The organism is Pseudomonas sp. GM80 (assembly GCF_000282515.1).
GTDB lineage: Bacteria > Pseudomonadota > Gammaproteobacteria > Pseudomonadales > Pseudomonadaceae > Aquipseudomonas.
Genome location: NZ_AKJD01000150.1, coordinates 1 through 19,608 on the forward strand (window position 1 = coordinate 1; position 19,608 = coordinate 19,608).

General features: G+C 59.1%; 22 protein-coding genes. 1 reads left to right on the forward strand and 21 read right to left on the reverse strand.

Annotated features, from left to right (window positions below):
* Positions 1 to 64: 64 nt before the first annotated feature.
* From der to trmJ, 19 genes are all read right to left on the reverse strand, one after another.
* Positions 65 to 1,534 (reverse strand): ribosome biogenesis GTPase Der, encoded by a 1,470-nt coding sequence (der, locus tag PMI37_RS20795; RefSeq protein ID WP_008084638.1) that lies wholly within the window; start codon positions 1,532 to 1,534, stop codon positions 65 to 67.
* Positions 1,535 to 1,670: 136 nt separating this feature from the next.
* Positions 1,671 to 2,822, reverse strand: a complete 1,152-nt coding sequence (bamB, locus tag PMI37_RS20800) for an outer membrane protein assembly factor BamB (RefSeq protein ID WP_045123217.1) — start codon at positions 2,820 to 2,822, stop codon at positions 1,671 to 1,673.
* The gene (locus tag PMI37_RS20805) at positions 2,815 to 3,456 is read right to left on the reverse strand and encodes a YfgM family protein (RefSeq protein WP_008084642.1); all 642 of its coding nucleotides are present in this window, start codon (positions 3,454 to 3,456) and stop codon (positions 2,815 to 2,817) included. Before PMI37_RS20805 ends, bamB begins: the two co-directional genes overlap by 8 nt.
* A 41-nt stretch (positions 3,457 to 3,497) precedes the next feature.
* On the reverse strand, positions 3,498 to 4,787 hold the full coding sequence (gene hisS, locus PMI37_RS20810; protein ID WP_008084644.1) for a histidine--tRNA ligase: 1,290 nt from the start codon (positions 4,785 to 4,787) through the stop codon (positions 3,498 to 3,500).
* Positions 4,788 to 4,824: 37 nt separating this feature from the next.
* Positions 4,825 to 5,934 (reverse strand): flavodoxin-dependent (E)-4-hydroxy-3-methylbut-2-enyl-diphosphate synthase, encoded by a 1,110-nt coding sequence (gene ispG / locus PMI37_RS20815; protein WP_008084646.1) that lies wholly within the window; start codon positions 5,932 to 5,934, stop codon positions 4,825 to 4,827.
* Positions 5,935 to 5,937: 3 nt separating this feature from the next.
* Positions 5,938 to 6,969 (reverse strand): RodZ domain-containing protein, encoded by a 1,032-nt coding sequence (locus tag PMI37_RS20820; protein ID WP_008084649.1) that lies wholly within the window; start codon positions 6,967 to 6,969, stop codon positions 5,938 to 5,940.
* Positions 6,969 to 7,727: a type IV pilus biogenesis/stability protein PilW gene (gene pilW, locus PMI37_RS20825; RefSeq protein ID WP_008084650.1), complete on the reverse strand. Its 759-nt coding sequence runs from the start codon at positions 7,725 to 7,727 to the stop codon at positions 6,969 to 6,971. Before pilW ends, PMI37_RS20820 begins: the two co-directional genes overlap by 1 nt.
* A gap of 12 nt (positions 7,728 to 7,739) precedes the next feature.
* Complete coding sequence (rlmN, locus tag PMI37_RS20830; protein WP_008084652.1) at positions 7,740 to 8,888, reverse strand: 23S rRNA (adenine(2503)-C(2))-methyltransferase RlmN; 1,149 nt, start codon at positions 8,886 to 8,888, stop codon at positions 7,740 to 7,742.
* Between the two features lie 28 nt (positions 8,889 to 8,916).
* Entirely contained in the window at positions 8,917 to 9,342 is a 426-nt protein-coding gene (ndk, locus tag PMI37_RS20835) for a nucleoside-diphosphate kinase (protein ID WP_007916882.1), read from the reverse strand.
* 88 nt (positions 9,343 to 9,430) lie between these two features.
* The gene (iscX, locus tag PMI37_RS20840; RefSeq protein ID WP_008084655.1) at positions 9,431 to 9,631 is read right to left on the reverse strand and encodes a Fe-S cluster assembly protein IscX; all 201 of its coding nucleotides are present in this window, start codon (positions 9,629 to 9,631) and stop codon (positions 9,431 to 9,433) included.
* Positions 9,632 to 9,645: 14 nt separating this feature from the next.
* Positions 9,646 to 9,987 carry an ISC system 2Fe-2S type ferredoxin gene (gene fdx, locus PMI37_RS20845; protein ID WP_007916885.1) on the reverse strand — a complete coding sequence of 114 codons (342 nt, stop codon included), beginning with the start codon at positions 9,985 to 9,987 and terminating at the stop codon, positions 9,646 to 9,648.
* Complete coding sequence (gene hscA / locus PMI37_RS20850) at positions 9,987 to 11,852, reverse strand: Fe-S protein assembly chaperone HscA (RefSeq protein ID WP_008084658.1); 1,866 nt, start codon at positions 11,850 to 11,852, stop codon at positions 9,987 to 9,989. The genes fdx and hscA overlap by 1 nt, the downstream gene beginning before the upstream one ends.
* 51 nt (positions 11,853 to 11,903) lie before the next feature.
* A complete protein-coding gene (gene hscB / locus PMI37_RS20855; protein WP_008084660.1) occupies positions 11,904 to 12,425 on the reverse strand; it encodes a co-chaperone HscB in 522 nt (173 codons plus the stop codon).
* Positions 12,426 to 12,433: 8 nt separating this feature from the next.
* Positions 12,434 to 12,757: an iron-sulfur cluster assembly protein IscA gene (gene iscA, locus PMI37_RS20860; protein WP_003227904.1), complete on the reverse strand. Its 324-nt coding sequence runs from the start codon at positions 12,755 to 12,757 to the stop codon at positions 12,434 to 12,436.
* 34 nt (positions 12,758 to 12,791) lie between these two features.
* The gene (iscU, locus tag PMI37_RS20865; RefSeq protein WP_007916892.1) at positions 12,792 to 13,178 is read right to left on the reverse strand and encodes a Fe-S cluster assembly scaffold IscU; all 387 of its coding nucleotides are present in this window, start codon (positions 13,176 to 13,178) and stop codon (positions 12,792 to 12,794) included.
* 101 nt (positions 13,179 to 13,279) lie between these two features.
* Complete coding sequence (locus PMI37_RS20870; protein ID WP_008084662.1) at positions 13,280 to 14,494, reverse strand: IscS subfamily cysteine desulfurase; 1,215 nt, start codon at positions 14,492 to 14,494, stop codon at positions 13,280 to 13,282.
* Between the two features lie 47 nt (positions 14,495 to 14,541).
* The gene (gene iscR / locus PMI37_RS20875) at positions 14,542 to 15,033 is read right to left on the reverse strand and encodes a Fe-S cluster assembly transcriptional regulator IscR (protein WP_003227911.1); all 492 of its coding nucleotides are present in this window, start codon (positions 15,031 to 15,033) and stop codon (positions 14,542 to 14,544) included.
* Between the two features lie 246 nt (positions 15,034 to 15,279).
* Entirely contained in the window at positions 15,280 to 16,056 is a 777-nt protein-coding gene (gene cysE / locus PMI37_RS20880; RefSeq protein WP_007916901.1) for a serine O-acetyltransferase, read from the reverse strand.
* A 3-nt stretch (positions 16,057 to 16,059) separates the two neighbouring features.
* Positions 16,060 to 16,830, reverse strand: a complete 771-nt coding sequence (trmJ, locus tag PMI37_RS20885; protein WP_008084663.1) for a tRNA (cytosine(32)/uridine(32)-2'-O)-methyltransferase TrmJ — start codon at positions 16,828 to 16,830, stop codon at positions 16,060 to 16,062.
* Positions 16,831 to 16,975: 145 nt separating this feature from the next.
* On the opposite strand from trmJ, the gene suhB reads away from it, so the two are divergent.
* Positions 16,976 to 17,794: a type III secretion system regulator SuhB gene (gene suhB / locus PMI37_RS20890; protein WP_008084666.1), complete on the forward strand. Its 819-nt coding sequence runs from the start codon at positions 16,976 to 16,978 to the stop codon at positions 17,792 to 17,794.
* 225 nt (positions 17,795 to 18,019) lie between these two features.
* Here suhB and PMI37_RS20895 read toward each other — a convergent pair whose 3' ends face one another.
* A complete protein-coding gene (locus PMI37_RS20895; protein WP_008084667.1) occupies positions 18,020 to 18,568 on the reverse strand; it encodes a glycine zipper 2TM domain-containing protein in 549 nt (182 codons plus the stop codon).
* Positions 18,569 to 18,689: 121 nt separating this feature from the next.
* Positions 18,690 to 19,604, reverse strand: a complete 915-nt coding sequence (secF, locus tag PMI37_RS20900) for a protein translocase subunit SecF (RefSeq protein WP_008084669.1) — start codon at positions 19,602 to 19,604, stop codon at positions 18,690 to 18,692.
* Positions 19,605 to 19,608 lie beyond the last annotated feature (4 nt).

Here is a 19,608-nt window from a genome sequence, read left to right on the forward strand (position 1 = left end):
CCTGCGGCAGCTCCTACAGAAGCCATTGAGCATTCCCACACCAAGGCAGGAATGGCCACCTCAATCACTTCTTGTCGCGGCGCTTTTTGTCGGCTTTCTTGCTGTGCGACATCATCCGACGCTTCCTGTTGACCTGGCGGTCGGTCAGGGTGTTTTTGTTGCCTTCATACGGGTTCTCGCCGCCCTTGAACTCGATGCGGATCGGCGTACCGACCAGCTTGAGCACACGACGGTAAGTGTTTTCCAGATAGCGCACATACGACTTCGGCACTTTCTCGATCTGGTTACCGTGGATCACGATAATCGGCGGGTTAGCGCCACCCAAGTGAGCGTAACGCAGCTTGATTCGGCGGTTGTTGACCATCGGCGGCGCGTGCTCGCCAACCGCATCTTCCAGAATCTGGGTCAGACGGTTGGTCGGCCAGCGGGTGACCGCCGACTTGAACGAGTTCTGCACCGAAGCGTAGAGATTGCCCACGCCGGTACCGTGCAGTGCCGAGATGAAGTGGATGTCGGCGTAATCAACGAAGAACAGACGACGCTGCAGCTCGACCTTGACGAAGTCGCGCTCGCTCGGCGTCATGCCGTCCCACTTGTTGATCGCGATCACCAGTGCACGACCCGACTCGATGGCGAAGCCGAGCAGGTTGAGGTCGTGATCGACCACGCCTTCACGCGCATCCATCACGAAGATCACCACGTTGGCGTCTTTGATCGCTTGCAGGGTTTTCACCACGGAGAATTTTTCGACTTCTTCGTGGATCTTGCCGCGCTTGCGCACACCGGCGGTGTCGATCAGCGTGTACTTCTCTTCATTCCGTTCGAACGGGATGTAGATACTGTCACGCGTGGTGCCGGGCTGGTCATAAACGATAACCCGGTCTTCACCGAGCATACGGTTGACCAGAGTCGATTTGCCGACGTTCGGACGACCGATGATGGCGATCTTGATGCCGTCTTTTTCGCTTGGGCCAGGAATGCGCTTGGCTTCCTCACCTTCGGCAACGATTTCTTCTTCGCCGTCTTCCGGCTCTTCTTCGTCTTTCGGGAAATCACCCAGGGCGATTTCCAGCATCTGGGTGATGCCACGGCCGTGAGCACCGGCGATCGGGATCGCGTGGCCCATGCCCAACGGAGCGAATTCAGCGCGGGCCATTTCCGGGTCGATGTTGTCGACCTTGTTGGCAACCACGTAGGAGCGCTTGTTACGTTTGCGCAGGTGTTCGGCGATCATCTGGTCGGCGGCGGTGAAACCGGCCTTGGCATCTACCAGGAACAGCACAACATCTGCTTCTTCAATGGCCAGCAGCGACTGCTCGGCCATTTTTTCGTCCATACCGTGCTCGTCACCGGAGATACCACCGGTGTCGACCAGAATGTAGGAACGCCCTTGCCACTTGGCCTCACCGTACTGGCGATCACGGGTCAGACCGGACAAGTCGCCGACGATGGCGTCGCGAGTCCTGGTCAGGCGGTTGAACAAGGTGGACTTGCCGACGTTCGGTCGGCCCACCAGGGCGATTACGGGAACCATGCGGCTCTCCACTTCGTTATTTCAGAAAATACAAAAGCCGCTGCGAGGCAGCGGCTGGTGCTCGGGGCAACGCCTGTTAGCGCTGCAAGCCCCATGAATCCGGGGCCGCCTGGGGGTTTAACCCCAAGCATAGTTGTTACTTGATGGTCAGGGCTTCCAGTTTGCCGCTGTTGCCATACACATAAATCGTGTCACCCACCACCAGCGGACGGGCACGCAGGCCGTCGCTGTCAATGCGCTCACGGCCGACGAAACGACCGTCGACCTGACTCAACAGGTGCAGATAACCTTCCAGGTCACCCACTGCCACGTAGCTGGAGAACACTTCCGGCGCCGACAGTTGACGGCGAGCCAGCGAATCGTTGCTCCACAATGCTGTGGTGGAACGCTCGTCGACGCCTTCAACGGTGCCCGAGGACAGGCTCACGTAAACGCTGCCGAAACCCTGAGCAATACCAGCGTAGCTCGACGCATCGCGCTGCCAGAGTTGACGACCGCTTTCCAGATCCAGTGCCGCGACGCGACCCTGATAGCTGGCAACGTACAGCGTACCGCCGGACAACAGCAGACCGCCGTCGATGTCGACTACGCGCTCCAGCTCCGAACGACCTTGCGGAATCGCAATGCGTTGTTCCCAAACCGGCACGCCGTTGGAAATGTCCAGAGCGACGACTTTACCGGTCGACAGGCCAGCCACCGCGAGGCGGTTGGTGACCAGCGGTGCACTGGTGCCACGCAGGGTCAGTACGGCCGGAGTGCTGTCATACACCCAACGCTGAGTACCGGTGGAAGCATCCAGACCGATCAGACGATCGTCCTGAGTCTGCACCACCACGACGTCACCGTTGTTGGCCGGTGGCGCAAGAACTTCGCTGTTGACGCGGGCACGCCACTTCTCTTCACCGTTGATGGTGTCCAGAGCAACGACTTCGCCACGCAGGGTGCCGATCAGAACCAGCCCATAACCAACGCCGACAGCGCCGGAGACAGGCAGATCAAGATCCTGCTTCCATTTCACATCGCCATTGCCGCGATCCATGGCCATCACCACGCCGGTTACATCGGCGGCGTAGATGGTGTCACCGTCGATCGCCGGCACCAGCATGTTGTAGGTTTCGCCCTGACCGTCACCGATCGAACGACTCCACTGCTTTTGCAGAACCACTTCTTCTTTGAAGTCGGTCAGTTCAGCCGGTGGCAATTCTTTCTTGCTGTTGCTGCTGCAACCCGCGGCCAGAAGGGCCAGAGCCAGCAATGCTGCATGCTTCCAACGGATCACGTCACGCATCCCCTTTGGCCAGGTCGTCGAGCTTGATTTGAAGGCCACCGACCGCCGCTTCATCCGACAGTGCCGCCTTGGCTTTTTGATACGCCTTGTTCGCGTCATCGGTACGGCCCAACTGCACCAGCAGGTCGCCCTTGAGTTCTTCGCGAGTGGCCAGGAACGCTTTGTCGGCATCACCGTCGAGCAGTTTCAGGGCGTCGTCGGCTTTGTTCTGTGCACCCAACACCTGCGCCAGACGCTGACGGGCGATTTCGCCCAGCGCCGGGTTGGCCGGTTTGTCGACGATGGCTTTCAGCTCGGTGGCGGCGTCATCCAGCTTGCCGCTGTCGACCGCCACTTTAGCCACGAACAGGCTGCCGTACTGCGCGTAGGCCGAACCGGCGAACTCGCTGTTGAGCTTGCCGGCCAGATCCGCAACGCGGGCAGCATCAGGCTTGCCGTCAGGCGTCAGCGTGGTTTCCAGCAGTTGCTGATAGAGCACCGAGGCGCCTTGCGACTGGTTGCCCTGATATTTGTGATAAGCCTGCCAGCCGAACACGATGACCAGCGCCAACAGGCCGCCGGTGACCAGAGGTTTGCCGTTGCGTGTCCACCAGTCCTTCAAATCCGCCAACTGTTCGTCTTCGGTACTCGACACCCCAATACTCCTTAATCGCTAAATCGGCTGTTTAGACAGCTTCAACCCTGCACGACGCAGGTGGCCAGGTGAGCGGCGAGCGCATCCCAGGCAATGCTTTGTTGTTCGCCCTGGCCACGCAGGGGTTTGAAACCTACCACTTGCTGGGCCATTTCGTCGTCACCGAGGATCAGTGCGTACAGCGCACCGCTCTTGTCGGCCTTCTTGAACTGGCTCTTGAAGCTACCGGCGCCGGCATTGACTTGCAGGCGCAGGTTTGGAAGTTGATTACGAACACGTTCAGCCAGGGCCAGACCCGCCAGCTCGGCTTCTTCGCCGAATGCGCACAGATAGACATCAACCTGACGGGAGATTTCTTCCGGGATCTGCTCCAGCGTTTCCAGCATCAGCACCAGACGTTCGATGCCCATGGCGAAACCGACGCCGGTGGTTGGTTTGCCGCCCATCTGCTCGACCAGACCGTCGTAACGGCCACCCGCGCAGACAGTGCCCTGAGCGCCGAGCTTGTCGGTGACCCATTCGAAAACGGTTTTGCTGTAGTAATCGAGGCCACGCACGAGCTTCGGATTGAGTACGTACGGAATGCCGACGGCATCCAGACGCGCTTTCAAACCTTCGAAGTGTGCACGCGACTCGTCATCGAGGTAGTCGGCCATCTTCGGCGCATCGACCAGCACCGCTTGAGTGTCGGCATTTTTGGTGTCGAGCACGCGCAGCGGGTTAGTTTTCAGGCGACGCTGGCTGTCTTCGTCGAGTTTGTCGTGGTGCGCCGAGAGGTACTCGACCAGCGCTTCACGATAACGCCCACGGGATTCGCTGGTGCCGAGGCTGTTGAGTTCGAGTTTGACTGCATCACGAATGCCCAGCTCGCCCCACAGGCGCCAGGTCATGGTGATCAGCTCGGCGTCGATGTCCGGACCGTCGAGGTTGAACACTTCCAGGCCGATCTGGTGGAACTGGCGATAACGGCCTTTCTGCGGACGCTCGTGGCGGAACATCGGGCCGATGTACCAGAGTTTCTGCACCTGGCCACCGCCGGTGATGCCGTGCTCAAGCACCGCGCGTACGCACGCCGCGGTGCCTTCCGGACGCAGGGTCAGGGAGTCGCCGTTGCGGTCTTCAAAGGTGTACATCTCTTTTTCGACGATATCGGTCACTTCACCGATCGAGCGCTTGAACAGCTCGGTGAACTCGACGATCGGCATGCGGATCTGCTTGTAACCGTAGTTATCCAGCAGGCGCGCAACGGTGCCCTCGAAATAACGCCACAGGGGAGTCTGTTCGGGCAGGATGTCGTTCATGCCACGAATGGCTTGCAATGACTTGCTCACTTTAAATCCTTAAATTCGTTCGGCTCTTCAGTCAGGGTCAGCCGCGCGCAATTACGGCAGCGTCAGCTTCGACCTTTTCGGCCGCTTTCTGGCGGATCAGCCTTTCCAGCTCGTCCACCAGATTGTCATTCGTCAGTTTCTGCGCCGGCTTGCCGTCGATGTAAATCAGGTTGGGCGTGCCGCCGGTCAAGCCGATATGGGCTTCCTTGGCTTCGCCGGGGCCGTTGACCACACAACCGATCACCGCGACATCCAGCGGCACCAGCAGGTCTTCAAGGCGCCCTTCCAGCTCGTTCATGGTTTTCACCACATCGAAGTTCTGCCGCGAGCAACTCGGGCAGGCGATGAAGTTGATGCCACGGGAACGCAGATGCAAAGACTTGAGGATGTCGTAACCGACCTTCACTTCCTCGACCGGATCGGCCGCCAGCGAGATGCGGATGGTATCGCCAATCCCTTCGGCGAGCAGCATACCTAGGCCCACGGCGGATTTCACTGTGCCCGAACGCAATCCACCGGCTTCGGTGATGCCCAGGTGCAGCGGCTGGACGATTTCTTTCGCCAGCAAGCGGTAGGCTTCGACGGCCATGAACACGTCGGAGGCCTTCACGCTGACCTTGAAGTCCTGGAAATTCAGGCGTTCGAGGTGCTCAACGTGGCGCAAAGCAGACTCGACCAGCGCGGCAGGCGTCGGCTCGCCGTATTTCTTTTGCAGGTCTTTTTCCAGGGAACCGGCGTTGACGCCGATGCGGATCGGAATCCCGCGATCACGCGCAGCATCGACCACCGCGCGAACACGGTCTTCGCGACCGATATTGCCCGGGTTGATGCGCAGGCAGTCGACGCCCAGCTCGGCGACACGCAGAGCGATTTTGTAGTCGAAGTGGATGTCGGCAACCAGCGGCACCTTGACCAGTTGTTTGATCTTGCCGAACGCCTCGGCGGCGTCCATGTCCGGCACCGAGACGCGAACGATGTCGACGCCAGCGGCTTCCAGACGGTTGATTTGCGCAACAGTGGCGGCAACGTCATTGGTGTCGCTGTTGGTCATGCTCTGCACCGCGATCGGCGCATCACCGCCCACCGGTACGTTGCCGACCCAGATCTTGCGCGAAACGCGACGTTTGATTGGAGATTCGCCGTGCATGACTTATTGACCCAACTTCAGGCGAGCAGTCTCGCCACTGGTGAACGGAGCAACATCGACCGGCTGGCCGTTGTAGCTGACCTGCGCGCCACGGGCATAGCCCAGGCGTACGGCAAAAGGCGGCTTGCCGGCAACGGCCAGGCTGTCGCCTTTGCGCTTGAGACCACTGAACAATACTTTACCGCTGCCATCGGAGACTTGCGTCCAGCAGTCAGCGACAAATTGCACCGACACCTGGCCTTGGCCGGCAACCGGGGCTGCAGCAGGCGCGGCCGGTGCCACCGGGGCAGTCACGGTCGGAGCGGGCGTGCTCGGCACAGCAGGCGCCGGCGTGGCAGGCGAGGCAACCACGGGGGCAGGCGTATGAGCGGGAGCGGCTGGCGCTGCCGGAGCAACCGGTGCAGCAGGCGCAGACTCGGTGGCTGGAACGGCAGGCTCGGCACCCGTCGATTCAGCCGTGGTTTCGGCTTGCGGCAATGCCAGAGCGGTCGAGCCCTCGGTCTGGTTTTCCGCGACAGCCTGATCTTCCGGCTCATCGATCGGGTGAATCTGGGTAGTGCCATCAGCCCCTTCGACTTCAACGTGCTCAGGCGCCAGAGACGTCAGGTCCTTGGTGCGCAGCGAGGTCTGATCCTGCCACCAGACGAAACCACCGCCGATGACCGCGATCAGCAACAACAGGCTGACGATACGTAAAATGGTGTGGGAAACCCGTACAGGCTCTTCGATACGGCCGAGGGCGTGGACGTTGCTGCCCTGCGAGTCGGTGCCGGTGGACTGGTCGAACTGCTGAACCAGAACGGTCTGGTCCATACCGAGCAATTTGGCATACGCGCGAATGTAACCGCGAGCGAAGGTATGCCCCGGCAGCTTGTCGAAAGCGCCGGCTTCAAGATTGCCCAGAGACGTCACGGTGAGGTTGAGCTTGAGGGCCACTTCGGCCAGCGACCAGCCATTGCTTTCGCGGGCCTGGCGCAGGGTCTCACCGGGGTTAACGCGATTCGCTGCTACAACTTCGGGATGCGCCGCTTTCATCATTGCTCCGACAGGTATTGCTGATATTCCGGCGTACCGGGATAGAGTCGTTTTAGTTGCAGGCCATAACTGGCGGCCTTGTCGCGATCTTCAAACACTTTTGCCAGCCGAACGCCGAGCAATAGACTACGTGCATTTTGTTCGGTAAGCAGGCTGAAACGGTCGTAATAGTCACGCGCGGGCACATAATGCCTGTCTTCGAAGGACAACTCAGCCATTTCCAGCAACGCACGTGGCTGTTGGCGGTTCAGACGCAGCGCCTTTTCCAGCTGTTGCTGTGCCAGATCACGCTGACCGAGCTTCGCTGCCGTCATGCCGAGGTTCTCGAACACACGCGAACGCTCAGGATACAGGGTATCGGCGGCGGCCTGTTCAAAACGCTCGTAGGCTTCTTTATAACGCTGTTCTTCGTAGAGGAAACTGCCGTAATTGTTGAGGATGCGCGCATCGGCAGGACGGGAGGACAAAGCCTTGCGGAAGTGTTCGTCGGCAAGTGCAGGCTCCATTTCAGACTGAAACACCAGCCCGAGGGCCGCGTTCGCATCCGGATCGGAACTGTCCAGTTCCAGGGCCTTCTTCAACGGCACCTTGGCCCGCTCGGTCATGCCTTGCTGCAAGTACCCCAGCCCCAACTGCACGTAGGCAGCCCGCGCTTCATCGCGGCCCTTGCTGGTCTTCATCGGGTTGTAATCACCCGACAGGACACAACCAGCACACAGGCTGGCCAACAGCAACAGCAGCGCAAAGCGCAGGGACATAGAGATCCTCTCTTAGTTAGTGTTCGCGGCGTTCTGTGCCAGATCGCTGTCGGCGTTCAACTCACGCACGGCGATGTAACGTTCGCTGCGACGGGTGCGATCCAGCACCTGCCCTACCAATTGACCACATGCGGCGTCGATGTCTTCACCACGGGTGGTGCGGACAGTGACGTTGAAACCGGCCTGATGCAACTGATCCTGGAAACGACGGATCGCGTTGTTGCTCGGACGCTCGTACCCGGAATGCGGGAACGGGTTGAACGGAATCAGGTTGATCTTGCACGGAATGTTTTTCAGCAGCTCGACCATCTCGACGGCGTGCTCAACCTTGTCGTTGATGTCTTTGAGCAAGGTGTACTCGATGGTCAGCACGCGTTTTTCGCCCAGGGACGACATGTAGCGCTGGCACGACTCGAGCAGCATCTTAAGCGGATATTTCTTGTTGATCGGCACCAATTGGTTACGCAATGCGTCATTCGGTGCGTGCAGGGACAATGCCAGGGAGACGTCGATGTGCTTGGCCAGCTCATCGATCATCGGCACCACGCCCGAGGTGGACAGGGTCACGCGGCGCTTGGAGATCCCGTAGCCGAGGTCATCCATCATCAGATGCATGGCGGCGACGACGTTGTCGAAGTTCAGCAGCGGCTCACCCATGCCCATCATCACCACGTTGGTGATGGCACGGTCGACGGTTGCCGGGACGCTGCCGAAAGATTTGTTGGCAATCCACACCTGACCGATGACTTCGGCGGCGGTGAGGTTGCTATTGAAGCCTTGCTTGCCGGTGGAGCAGAAACTGCAATCCAGGGCACAGCCTGCCTGGGACGAAACGCACAGAGTGCCGCGTTTGCCCTGGGGAATGTACACGGTCTCGACGCAGCTGCCGGACGCCACACGCACCACCCACTTACGGGTGCCGTCGGTGGAGATGTCCTCGCTGACCACTTCCGGACCACGGACCTCAGCAATAACCTTGAGCTTGTCGCGCAAGGCCTTGCTGACGTTCGTCATGGCGTCGAAATCATCGACACCAAAGTGGTGAATCCATTTCATTACCTGACCGGCACGGAAACGCTTCTCCCCGATTGAGTCGAAGAATTTTTCCATTTCCTGTTGAGTCAGACCCAGCAGGTTGGTTTTTACAGTCGATGTAGTCATGGATTCACCTTCACTCTTAAGCCAATGCTTAGCGAGTGGTTACTTCAGTAGCTGCGAAGAAGTACGAGATTTCACGAGCAGCTGCGGCTTCGGAGTCCGAACCGTGAACAGCGTTGGCGTCGATGGAATCAGCGAAGTCAGCGCGGATGGTGCCGGCAGCAGCTTCTTTAGGGTTGGTAGCGCCCATCAGCTCACGGTTCAGAGCGATAGCGTTTTCGCCTTCCAGAACCTGAACAACAACAGGGCCGGAGATCATGAAAGCAACCAGGTCGCCGAAGAAACCACGAGCGCTGTGCTCAGCGTAGAAGCCTTCAGCTTCAGCTTTGGACAGTTGCTTCAGTTTCGAAGCTACAACGCGCAGGCCGGCTTTTTCGAAACGAGTGGTGATTTCGCCGATGACGTTTTTTGCAACAGCGTCAGGCTTGATGATGGAGAAAGTGCGTTGAACAGCCATGGTGTAACTCCAGAAACGGTAATTTGCGAAAAATTAAACCCGCGAATTATACGCGGGTTCTTGGGTATTGCCTAACCTGCGAGGACGATCAGTCCAATTCTTCAGCCCAGAGCGTCTGAACCGCTTCCAACACCTTCTCGCCAACTCGACCAGAGGTATTGTCAAAATCAGGCAGCTCTTTGATCCATTGCTGCAGATCGACGAAATTGACAGAAAACGGATCTACACCCGGCTTGGCCTCGGCCAGTTCTTCTGCAATACGTTGAACATCATTCCAACCGTAGCTCATGACAGTCTTACCAGTCAGTGCGGCGCTTCAGCCGCATGGTTAAGCGAATATTTCGGAATCTCGACGGTGATGTCTTCTTCACCGACGATGGCCTGACAGGCCAGGCGCGATTGCGCTTCCAGACCCCAGGCACGATCGAGGAAGTCTTCTTCCAGCTCGTCAGCCTCTTCCATCGAGTCGAAACCCTCACGGATGATGCAGTGGCAGGTGGTGCAAGCGCAGACGCCGCCGCAGGCGCTTTCCATCTCGATGTGGTGTTCGTGGGCCAGTTCGAGAATCGATGTGCCGGGCGCAGCCTCGACCACCATGCCTTCAGGGCAGAACTTCTCGTGGGGCAGAAAAATGACCTGCGGCATCAGATATCCTCGATTTCATTCAGATTGCGCCCCGACAGAGCGGCTTTCACCGTCAGATCCATGCGGCGGGCAGCAAAAGCATCGGTCACTTGCGACAGACGCTTGGTCTGCTGCTCGATGGCATAACCATCGGTACCTTTCATCAGTTCGGCCAATTCCTGCAACTGCAGGTCGATGACCATGCGCTCTTCGGCGTCGAGCAAACGCTCGCCATCAGCCTCCAGAGCGCCCTGCACCGCTTCGATCAGGCGCTGGGCATCGACTTGTTGCTCGCGTAGAACGCGGGCGACTTTATCGTCATTGGCGTGCTGGAACGAATCTTTGAGCATTTTGGCGATTTCGCCGTCGGTCAGACCGTAGGACGGTTTGACCTGGATGCTCGCTTCAACGCCTGAACCCAATTCACGGGCAGCAACGCTGAGCAGACCGTCGGCATCGACCTGGAAGGTCACGCGAATCTTCGCTGCGCCGGCCACCATCGCTGGAATGCCACGCAATTCGAAGCGTGCCAGCGAACGGCAGTCACTGATCAGCTCGCGCTCACCCTGCAGAACGTGGATCGCCATGGCCGACTGGCCATCTTTGTAGGTCGTGAAATCTTGTGCGCGAGCGACAGGGATGGTGGTGTTGCGCGGAATCACCTTCTCCATCAAGCCGCCCATGGTTTCCAGCCCCAGGGACAGTGGAATCACGTCGAGCAGCAGCAGTTCGCCGCCATCGCGCTTGTTGCCAGCCAGCGTATCGGCCTGGATCGCGGCACCGATGGCCACCACTTGATCCGGATCGATTTCGGTCAAAGGCTGACGACCAAAGGCTTCGGCGACGGCTTCGCGAACGCGAGGAACGCGAGTCGAACCGCCAACCATGACCACGGCGTGCACGTCTTCCAGCTCTACACCGGAGTCGCGAACAGCGCGGCGGCAGGCTTTCAGGCTGCGCGCGACCATTGGCTCGATCAGCGCATCGAAGGCTTCGCGGGTCAGCGGCGCTTTCCAGTCGCCGTAGGCCACTTCAACACTGGCCGAGTCGGTCAGGGCTTCTTTGGCCGCGCAAGCGGTTTGCAGCAGATTACGTTGTGCGCCCGGATCGAGATCGGCGGACAGACCGGCGCTCTCGATGATCCAGCCGGCAATCGCGTGATCGAAGTCATCGCCGCCCAGCGCGCTGTCGCCGCCAGTGGCCAGCACTTCGAAAACACCGCCAGTCAGACGCAGAATCGAAATATCGAAAGTACCGCCGCCCAGGTCATAAATCGCGACCAGGCCTTCGGCATGCTGATCCAGACCATACGCCACAGCGGCCGCAGTCGGCTCGTTGAGCAGACGCAGCACGTTCAGACCGGCGAGTTTGGCCGCATCTTTGGTGGCTTGACGCTGAGCATCATCGAAGTAAGCCGGAACGGTGATCACCGCGCCAACCAGTTCGCCACCCAATGTCGCTTCAGCGCGCTGACGCAACACCTTGAGAATATCGGCGGAGACTTCGACCGGGCTTTTCGGGCCTTGCACGGTGTCGATGAACGGCATGTGCGATTCGCCACCGACAAAGCGGTACGGCAACTGGTCGCCCAATTGCTTGACGTCGGAGAGACCACGACCCATCAAGCGCTTGACCGACAGCACAGTGTTCAAAGGATCGGAGGCGGCGGCCAGCTTGGCCGACTCGCCGACTTCGACGCGATCGGCGTGGTAACGCACAGCGGACGGCAGGATGACCTGCCCGTTTGCGTCGGCCAACGGTTCGGAAAGACCACTGCGCAACGCAGCGACCAGCGAATTGGTAGTGCCCAAGTCGATCCCCACAGCCAGACGACGCTGGTGCGGTTGAGGACTTTGGCCGGGTTCGGCGATCTGCAGTAGGGCCATCGTGATCAGGACTTATCTGTATATCAGGCGTGCGACCGGAGCGGCACTGGGTTAATCGTCGAGGCGCTCTTCTAACTGGCGCACTTCGTAGGTGAGCTTGTCGAGGAACTGCATGCGCCGCATCAGGCGTTCGGCCTGTTCGCGTTGCGCTGCATCATCCCAACAGGCTGCGAAGCTTTCGTTGAGTTCTTCCTGAGCCACTTTCAAGCGACGCTTGAACACCGCGACACCGTCGAGGTCGGCACTGTCCTGGAGGTCTTCAAGCTCTTCGCGCCACTGCATCTGCTGCAGAAGAAACTCGGGATCATGGACCGTGACTTCCATCGGCACTTCATGCCCGCTGATGGTCAGCAGGTAGCGTGCACGCTGGGCCGGACTCTTGAGCGTCTGATAGGCGTCGTTGAGCCGAGCAGACTGCTCAAGTGCCGACCGTTGCTCACGCTCGGAAGCGTCGGCAAAGCGGTCAGGATGAACGCCGCGCGCCAACTCACGATAGCGCGTGGCCAACTGCTCGAGATCCAGACGGAAACTCGGTTGCAGCTCGAATAAAGCGAAATGACAAGGAATACCCACGACAAGCCTCAGATGTTGAAGCTTTCGCCGCAGCCACATTCACCGCGTACGTTGGGGTTGTTGAACTTGAAGCCTTCGTTCAACCCTTCCTTGACGAAGTCGAGCTCGGTGCCGTCCAGGTAGGCGAGGCTTTTCGGGTCGATGATCACTTTTTCGCCGTGACTCTCGAACACCTGATCCTCTGCAACCACCTCGTCGACAAACTCCAGCACGTAGGCAAGGCCGGAACAGCCTGTGGTGCGAACACCCAGACGAATCCCTTCACCTTTGCCGCGCCCGTCGAGGGAGCGCCGCACGTGTCGAGCAGCCGCTTCTGTCATGCTGATAGCCATCGGTGACTCCTTACTCGTCGCCAAATCCAGAAAGTCAGATCAAGCCTTTCTTCTGCTTGTAATCGCGAACAGCCGCTTTGATCGCGTCTTCAGCCAGTACCGAGCAGTGAATTTTCACTGGCGGCAGGGCCAATTCTTCGGCCAGCTGAGTGTTCTTGATGGTTTCGGCTTCGTCCAGGGTCTTGCCCTTCATCCACTCGGTGGCGAGGGAGCTGGAAGCGATAGCGGAACCGCAGCCGTAGGTCTTGAATTTGGCATCTTCGATGATGCCTGCGTCGTTGACCTTGATTTGCAGACGCATTACGTCGCCGCATGCCGGAGCGCCGACCATGCCGGTGCCGACATCAGGATCTTCCGCGTTCATCTTGCCGACGTTGCGCGGGTTTTCGTAGTGGTCGATGACCTTTTCGCTGTAAGCCATGATTCTCAATCCTCACTCATCAGGGCCGCTCTTGAGACCCTGCAACTGCGCTGCGTAAACCGCCGCGTCGCTACAGGATCTGTATCTGGCGGCTTCTATATTTAGTGTGCCGCCCACTCGATTTTCGAGATATCGACGCCGTCTTTGTACATGTCCCACAGCGGCGACAAAGCGCGCAGCTTGGTAACGGCCTCGCAGACTTTCTGCGCGGCGTAGTCGATTTCTTCTTCGGTGGTGAAACGGCCGAAGGTGAAGCGGATCGAGCTGTGTGCCAGTTCGTCGTTGCGGCCCAGGGCGCGCAGTACGTACGAAGGCTCCAGCGACGCCGAGGTGCACGCCGAACCGGACGATACCGCCAGATCCTTGAGCGCCATGATCAGCGACTCGCCTTCAACGTAGTTGAAGCTCAGGTTCAGGTTGTGCGGAACGCGGGCGGTCAGGCTGCCGTTGACGTACAGCTCTTCCAGATGCTCGACCTGCTTGTAGAAGCGGTCGCTCAAGGCTTTGATACGGACGTTTTCGGCAGCCATGTCTTCTTTGGCCACACGGAACGCTTCGCCCATGCCGACGATCTGGTGGGTCGCCAGGGTGCCGGAACGCATGCCGCGCTCGTGACCGCCGCCGTGCATGGTCGCTTCGATGCGCACACGCGGCTTGCGGCTGACGTACAGCGCGCCGATGCCTTTAGGGCCGTAGGTTTTGTGGGCGGAGAACGACATCATGTCGACTTTCAGTTTCTGCAGGTCGATCTCGACCTTGCCAGTGGACTGAGCGGCGTCGACGTGGAACAGAATGCCCTTGGCGCGGAGCATTTCGCCGATTGCGGCGATGTCGTTGACGGTGCCGATTTCGTTGTTCACGTGCATCACGGAGACCAGGATGGTGTCTTCGCGCAGTGCCGCTTCAATCATGGCCGGAGTGATCAGACCGTCTTCAGTAGGCTCGAGGTAGGTCACTTCGAAACCTTCACGCTCCAGTTGGCGCATGGTGTCGAGGACAGCCTTGTGCTCAATCTTGGAGGTGATCAGGTGCTTGCCCTTGGAGCCATAGAAATGTGCCGCCCCCTTGATTGCCAGGTTGTCGGACTCAGTGGCACCGGAGGTCCAGACGATTTCGCGCGGATCGGCGTTGACCAGATCGGCCACCTGACGACGAGCGTTTTCGACGGACTCTTCAGCTTTCCAGCCGAATACGTGGGAACGGGACGCCGGGTTACCGAAGTTTCCGTCGACCAGCAGGCATTCACTCATTTTTTGCGCAACGCGCGGATCGACCGGGGTGGTCGCAGAGTAATCAAGGTAAATCGGCAATTTCATGGACTATCTCCTAAATCAGGGCTGGCGTGCCGCTAGCTCTCTGGCTGTCATTCGACGGCGGACGCTTCAATCTTGTCCAGGCGTGGCGCCTTGCTGTTGCAACGGCGCTGGTCCTGACGCTGGGCTACTTCTTGCACCTCACGGCGAGTCACAAGATCAGCCAAGCTGATACCACTTAGAAATTCGTGAATCTGCAGGCTCAAATCGCACCACAGATGGTGAGTCAGGCACGTGTCGCCGGAATGGCAATCGCCCTGGCCCTGGCATTTGGTGGCGTCGACCGATTCGTTTACCGCATCGATCACCTGGGCGACCTGGATGCCCTGCATGTCGCGGGACAACTGGTAGCCACCACCCGGGCCGCGAACACTGGAAACCAGGTTGCTGCGGCGCAGTTTGGCGAACAGCTGTTCGAGGTAGGACAGGGAGATGCCTTGGCGCTCGGAGATATCGGCCAGGGACACGGGCCCGTGCTGCGCGTGCAACGCCAGGTCAAGCATGGCGGTCACGGCGTATCGGCCTTTTGTAGTCAGTCGCATGGACAGTTACCACGGAGTTCAGAATGGGGCGAGTATGCAATTCCCGAGTATTTAAGTCAACTTTAAGACCTAGTACTTTAGTCAGGATTACCCGCAAAAGAGCGCGCGAATGATAGCAGGGTCTGCGGCCTAATGGCACACCGGCCGGCGCAAGCCTCTGTAGGAGCTGCCGCAGCTGCGATCTTTTGACTTTGCCTTCCACAAGATCAAAAGATCGCAGCCTTCGGCAGCTCCTACACAGGGGCGCTAGCTGGCTTTGGATTCGTCTTTGCCTTTGACGCAGGCGAAGTCTTCTTCGCGCAGCTCAGGCAGATCTTTCGCACAGTAATTGCTGCCCAGATCCTTCAACGCGCCGCACATGCCTTCCAGCCGCCCGTCCACCGCTTGCAGATGATCAAGCAACTGACCGATGGCGCGCGCTACCGGGTCGGGCATGTCTTCGCTGACACCATAGGCATCAAAACCGATCTTCTCGGCCATGGCCTTGCGCTTGGCATCCTGCTCTTCGTCGGATTTGACGATGATTCGCCCCGGAATCCCCACAACAGTGGCGCCCGGCGGCACTTCTTTGGTCACCACGGCGTTGGAACCAACCTTGGCACCCGCACCGACGGTGAACGGGCCGAGCACCTTGGCGCCCGCCCCCACGACAACACCGTCACCCAGCGTCGGGTGGCGCTTGCCTTTGTTCCAACTGGTGCCACCCAGGGTCACGCCCTGATAGATGGTCACGTCATCACCGATCTCGGCGGTTTCACCGATGACGATGCCCATGCCGTGGTCAATAAAGAAGCGTCGACCGACTTTGGCCCCAGGATGAATTTCGATCCCGGTCAACCAGCGACCGAAGTTCGACACCAGCCGCGCCAGCCATTTCAGCTCGTTGCGCCACAGCATGCCGGCCAAGCGATGGATCCAGATCGCATGCATGCCGGGGTAGCAGGTCAGGACTTCAAAAGCGTTACGCGCCGCCGGGTCTCGATGGAACACGCTCTGGATATCTTCACGCAAACGCTCAAACATTGTTTAGTCCTTCCGCTTTAGAAGCTCACCACGGGCCGCTTTTTGGGTTTCCGTGAGGATGCCACGCAAAATATTCATTTCCGCCCGGCTGACCGAGCTGCGTCCGTACAACCGGCGCAGGCGCGCCATCAAGTGCCGTGGTTTTTCCGGATCGAGGAATTCGATCGCGACCAGCGTTTGCTCCAGATGCTCATAAAAGCGCTCCAGCTCATCCATGGTCGCCAGCTCGGCGCTTTTCACCGAAGCCACTTCTTCTTTCTCGATCTTGCTCGGCTGACCTTGTGCGGCCAGCCAGGCCATGCGCACTTCGTAGCTCAACACCTGCACCGCCGCGCCGAGGTTCAGCGAACTGAACTCAGGGTCGGAGGGGATGTGCACGTGAAAGTGACATCGCTGCAGCTCATCATTGGTCAGGCCGGAGTCTTCACGACCGAACACCAAGGCGATTTCGGCGCCCTGCCCGGCTTCCTCGACCACTTTGGTGCCGCATTCGCGCGGATCCAGCAGTGGCCAGGGAATGCGGCGGTCACGGGCACTGGTGCCGAGCACCAGATTGCAGCCGACCAAGGCATCTTCGAGGGTGGCGACGACTTGTGCGTTTTCAAGGATGTCGCCGGCACCGGAGGCGCGAGCATCGGCCTCGTGATGCGGAAACAGGCGCGGTTCGACCAGCACCAATCGCGACAGACCCATGTTTTTCATGGCGCGCGCGGCCCCGCCGATATTGCCGGGGTGGCTGGTATTGACCAGGACGACACGAATGTTCTGCAGCAAGGGAGGCGCTCTCGGACACAGGAAAGGGGTGCAAATCTTACAGAACAGCCTACCGTTAAGCTATGAAAGCGAACAGCGTCCTTCACCTGAAGAAAAGTTCTGATAGAATGCGCGGCTTTCTTTAACAACCTTAGGTGACACATCCATGCAGCCCATGCTGAATATCGCGCTGCGCGCCGCCCGCAGCGCCAGTGAACTGATCTTCCGCTCCATCGAGCGCCTGGATACCATCAAGGTCGACGAAAAAGACGCCAAGGATTATGTATCCGAGGTCGATCGCGCCGCTGAACAGAAAATCATCGACGCGCTGCGCAAGGCTTACCCGAACCACTCCATCCGCGGTGAAGAGACTGGCATGCACGCCGGTACCGGCATCGAAGGCGAAGAGTACCTGTGGATCATCGATCCGCTGGACGGCACCACCAACTTCCTGCGCGGCATTCCTCACTTCGCTGTCAGCATTGCCTGCAAATACCGTGGTCGCCTGGAACACGCAGTGGTTCTGGACCCGGTTCGCCAGGAAGAATTCACCGCCAGCCGTGGTCGCGGCGCTCAACTGAACGGTCGTCGCCTGCGCGTCAGCGGCCGTACAAGCCTCGACGGCGCCCTGCTGGGCACTGGCTTTCCGTTCCGTGACGATCAAATGGACAACCTGGAAAACTATCTGGGCATGTTCCGCGCCCTGGTTGGCCAGACTGCCGGCATCCGCCGCGCCGGTTCGGCGAGCCTGGACCTGGCTTACGTAGCTGCCGGTCGTTTCGATGCATTCTGGGAGTCGGGCCTGTCCGAGTGGGACATGGCTGCAGGCGCCCTGCTGATTCAAGAAGCCGGCGGCCTGGTGAGCGACTTCACCGGCGGTCACGACTTCCTTGAAAAAGGCCACATCGTTGCCGGCAACACCAAATGCTTCAAGGCAGTTCTGACGGCGATCCAGCCGCACCTGCCGGCTTCGCTGAAGCGCTAAGCGTTACGCGAAACGAAAAAAGCGCCCTTCGGGGCGCTTTTTTTATGCCTGAATTTTACCCCCACCCCCTGTAGGAGCTGCCGAAGGCTGCGATCTTTTGATCTTGGTTTTTAAAAGACAAAGATCAAAAGATCGCAGCCTTCGGCAGCTCCTACATTGGGAATAGGTTTCATGCGGGTACAAAAAAGCACCCCGCAGGGTGCTTCTTGTTAAAACAGTCGGTCTTTATTGACCCGGCTCATTCTGCGACAGAATCAACTTGCCTTCCTTGTCGACCGGAATCTGGTTGCCCGGATCACGATCCATGCGCACCTTGCCTTCCTTGCCGTCCAGCGAGTAACGCACGTCGTAACCAACGACCTTGTCGCTGATGTCATTCACGGTGTTACAGCGAGTCTGGGTGGTGGTGTAGGTGTCGCGATTCTGCATGCCTTCCTGCACTTTGTTACCGGCATAACCACCACCGACTGCACCAGCGACCGTGGCAATCTTCTTGCCGGTACCGCCGCCGACCTGGTTACCCAGCAAACCACCGGCTACCGCACCAATGGCGGTGCCGAGAATCTGGTGTTGATCCTTGACCGGCGCCTGGCGGGTCACGGCTACATCCTTGCACACTTCACGTGGCGTCTTGATCTGTGTTTTAACCGGTTCAACGGCCAACACTTGCGCATACTCAGGGCCGCTTTTAACCAGGCTGTAGGTGGCAACAGCACCCCCGGCAGTCACACCGACAGCACCCAATACCGCACCAACCAGCAACGACTTGTTCACATGAACCTCCTGACCATCACATGCGGGACACGCCCGCGCTTCTCCCAGCCTTGGAGCATAAAAAAAGGCGCGAGTTCAACTCGCGCCTTTCTTGGGCTGACAGCCGGGAAAACGATGACCGTTATGGACGGTCGTCGACTTCCTTCTCGGTGTTGGCCGGAGGAATCAGATCCTCGGTGGTCAGGTTCAGCCAGATCAGCACCACGTTGGCGATGTAGATCGACGAGTAAGTACCCGCCAATACACCGATAAACAGCGCGATCGAGAAGCCGAACAAGTTGTCACCGCCAAAGAACAGCAGCGCCGCGATCGCCAGCAAGGTCGAAATCGACGTCGCCATGGTCCGCAGCAGGGTCTGCGTGGTCGAGATGTTGATGTTCTCGATCAGCGTCGCCTTGCGCAGCACGCGGAAGTTCTCACGAACCCGGTCGAATACCACGATGGTGTCGTTCAGCGAGTAACCGATGATCGCCAGCACCGCCGCCAGCACCGTCAGATCGAAAGTGATCTGGAAGTACGACAGGATACCTACGGTCACGATCACGTCGTGAATCAGCGAAACGATGGCGCCGACCGCAAACTTCCACTGAAAGCGGAAAGCCAGGTAGATCAGGATGCCGCCGAGCGCCAGCAACATGCCGAGGCCGCCCTGGTCGCGCAGCTCTTCACCGACCTGCGGGCCGACGAACTCGACACGCTTGACTGTCGCCGGGTTGTCACCGCCGAGCTTCTGCAGCGCTTGCGCGACCTGATGACCCAGCTGCGGGTCTTCACCCGGCATGCGCACCAGCAAATCGGTGGTAGCACCAAAGCTCTGCACGATGGCTTCGTGGTAACCGGAAGTTACCAGCTCTTCACGCACCTTGGTGACGTCGGCCGGACGCTCGTAGGTCAGCTCAATGAGCGTACCGCCGGTGAAGTCCAGACCCCAGTTCATGCCCTTGTGGAAAACACTGAACAAGGCAATGACCGTGAGTAACACTGTGACGCCGAACGCAACGTTGCGAACGCCCATGAAGTTGATTGTACGTAACATGGCA

Coding starts and splice junctions, on each gene's coding strand:
- ispG (WP_008084646.1), bottom strand. CDS start 5,934: ATGCACGGCGAATCTCCAATCAAACGTCGCGTTTCGCGCAAGATCTGG.
- bamB (WP_045123217.1), bottom strand. CDS start 2,822: ATGCGTGACGTGATCCGTTGGAAGCATGCAGCATTGCTGGCTCTGGCC.
- secF (WP_008084669.1), bottom strand. CDS start 19,604: ATGTTACGTACAATCAACTTCATGGGCGTTCGCAACGTTGCGTTCGGC.
- iscX (WP_008084655.1), bottom strand. CDS start 9,631: ATGAGCTACGGTTGGAATGATGTTCAACGTATTGCAGAAGAACTGGCC.
- ndk (WP_007916882.1), bottom strand. CDS start 9,342: ATGGCTGTTCAACGCACTTTCTCCATCATCAAGCCTGACGCTGTTGCA.
- iscU (WP_007916892.1), bottom strand. CDS start 13,178: ATGGCTTACAGCGAAAAGGTCATCGACCACTACGAAAACCCGCGCAAC.
- rlmN (WP_008084652.1), bottom strand. CDS start 8,888: ATGACTACATCGACTGTAAAAACCAACCTGCTGGGTCTGACTCAACAG.
- PMI37_RS20820 (WP_008084649.1), bottom strand. CDS start 6,969: ATGAAAGCGGCGCATCCCGAAGTTGTAGCAGCGAATCGCGTTAACCCC.
- pilW (WP_008084650.1), bottom strand. CDS start 7,727: ATGTCCCTGCGCTTTGCGCTGCTGTTGCTGTTGGCCAGCCTGTGTGCT.
- fdx (WP_007916885.1), bottom strand. CDS start 9,987: ATGCCGCAGGTCATTTTTCTGCCCCACGAGAAGTTCTGCCCTGAAGGC.
- PMI37_RS20870 (WP_008084662.1), bottom strand. CDS start 14,494: ATGAAATTGCCGATTTACCTTGATTACTCTGCGACCACCCCGGTCGAT.
- cysE (WP_007916901.1), bottom strand. CDS start 16,056: ATGTTTGAGCGTTTGCGTGAAGATATCCAGAGCGTGTTCCATCGAGAC.
- iscA (WP_003227904.1), bottom strand. CDS start 12,757: ATGGCTATCAGCATGACAGAAGCGGCTGCTCGACACGTGCGGCGCTCC.
- hscA (WP_008084658.1), bottom strand. CDS start 11,852: ATGGCCCTACTGCAGATCGCCGAACCCGGCCAAAGTCCTCAACCGCAC.
- der (WP_008084638.1), bottom strand. CDS start 1,534: ATGGTTCCCGTAATCGCCCTGGTGGGCCGACCGAACGTCGGCAAGTCC.
- iscR (WP_003227911.1), bottom strand. CDS start 15,033: ATGCGACTGACTACAAAAGGCCGATACGCCGTGACCGCCATGCTTGAC.
- suhB (WP_008084666.1), top strand. CDS start 16,976: ATGCAGCCCATGCTGAATATCGCGCTGCGCGCCGCCCGCAGCGCCAGT.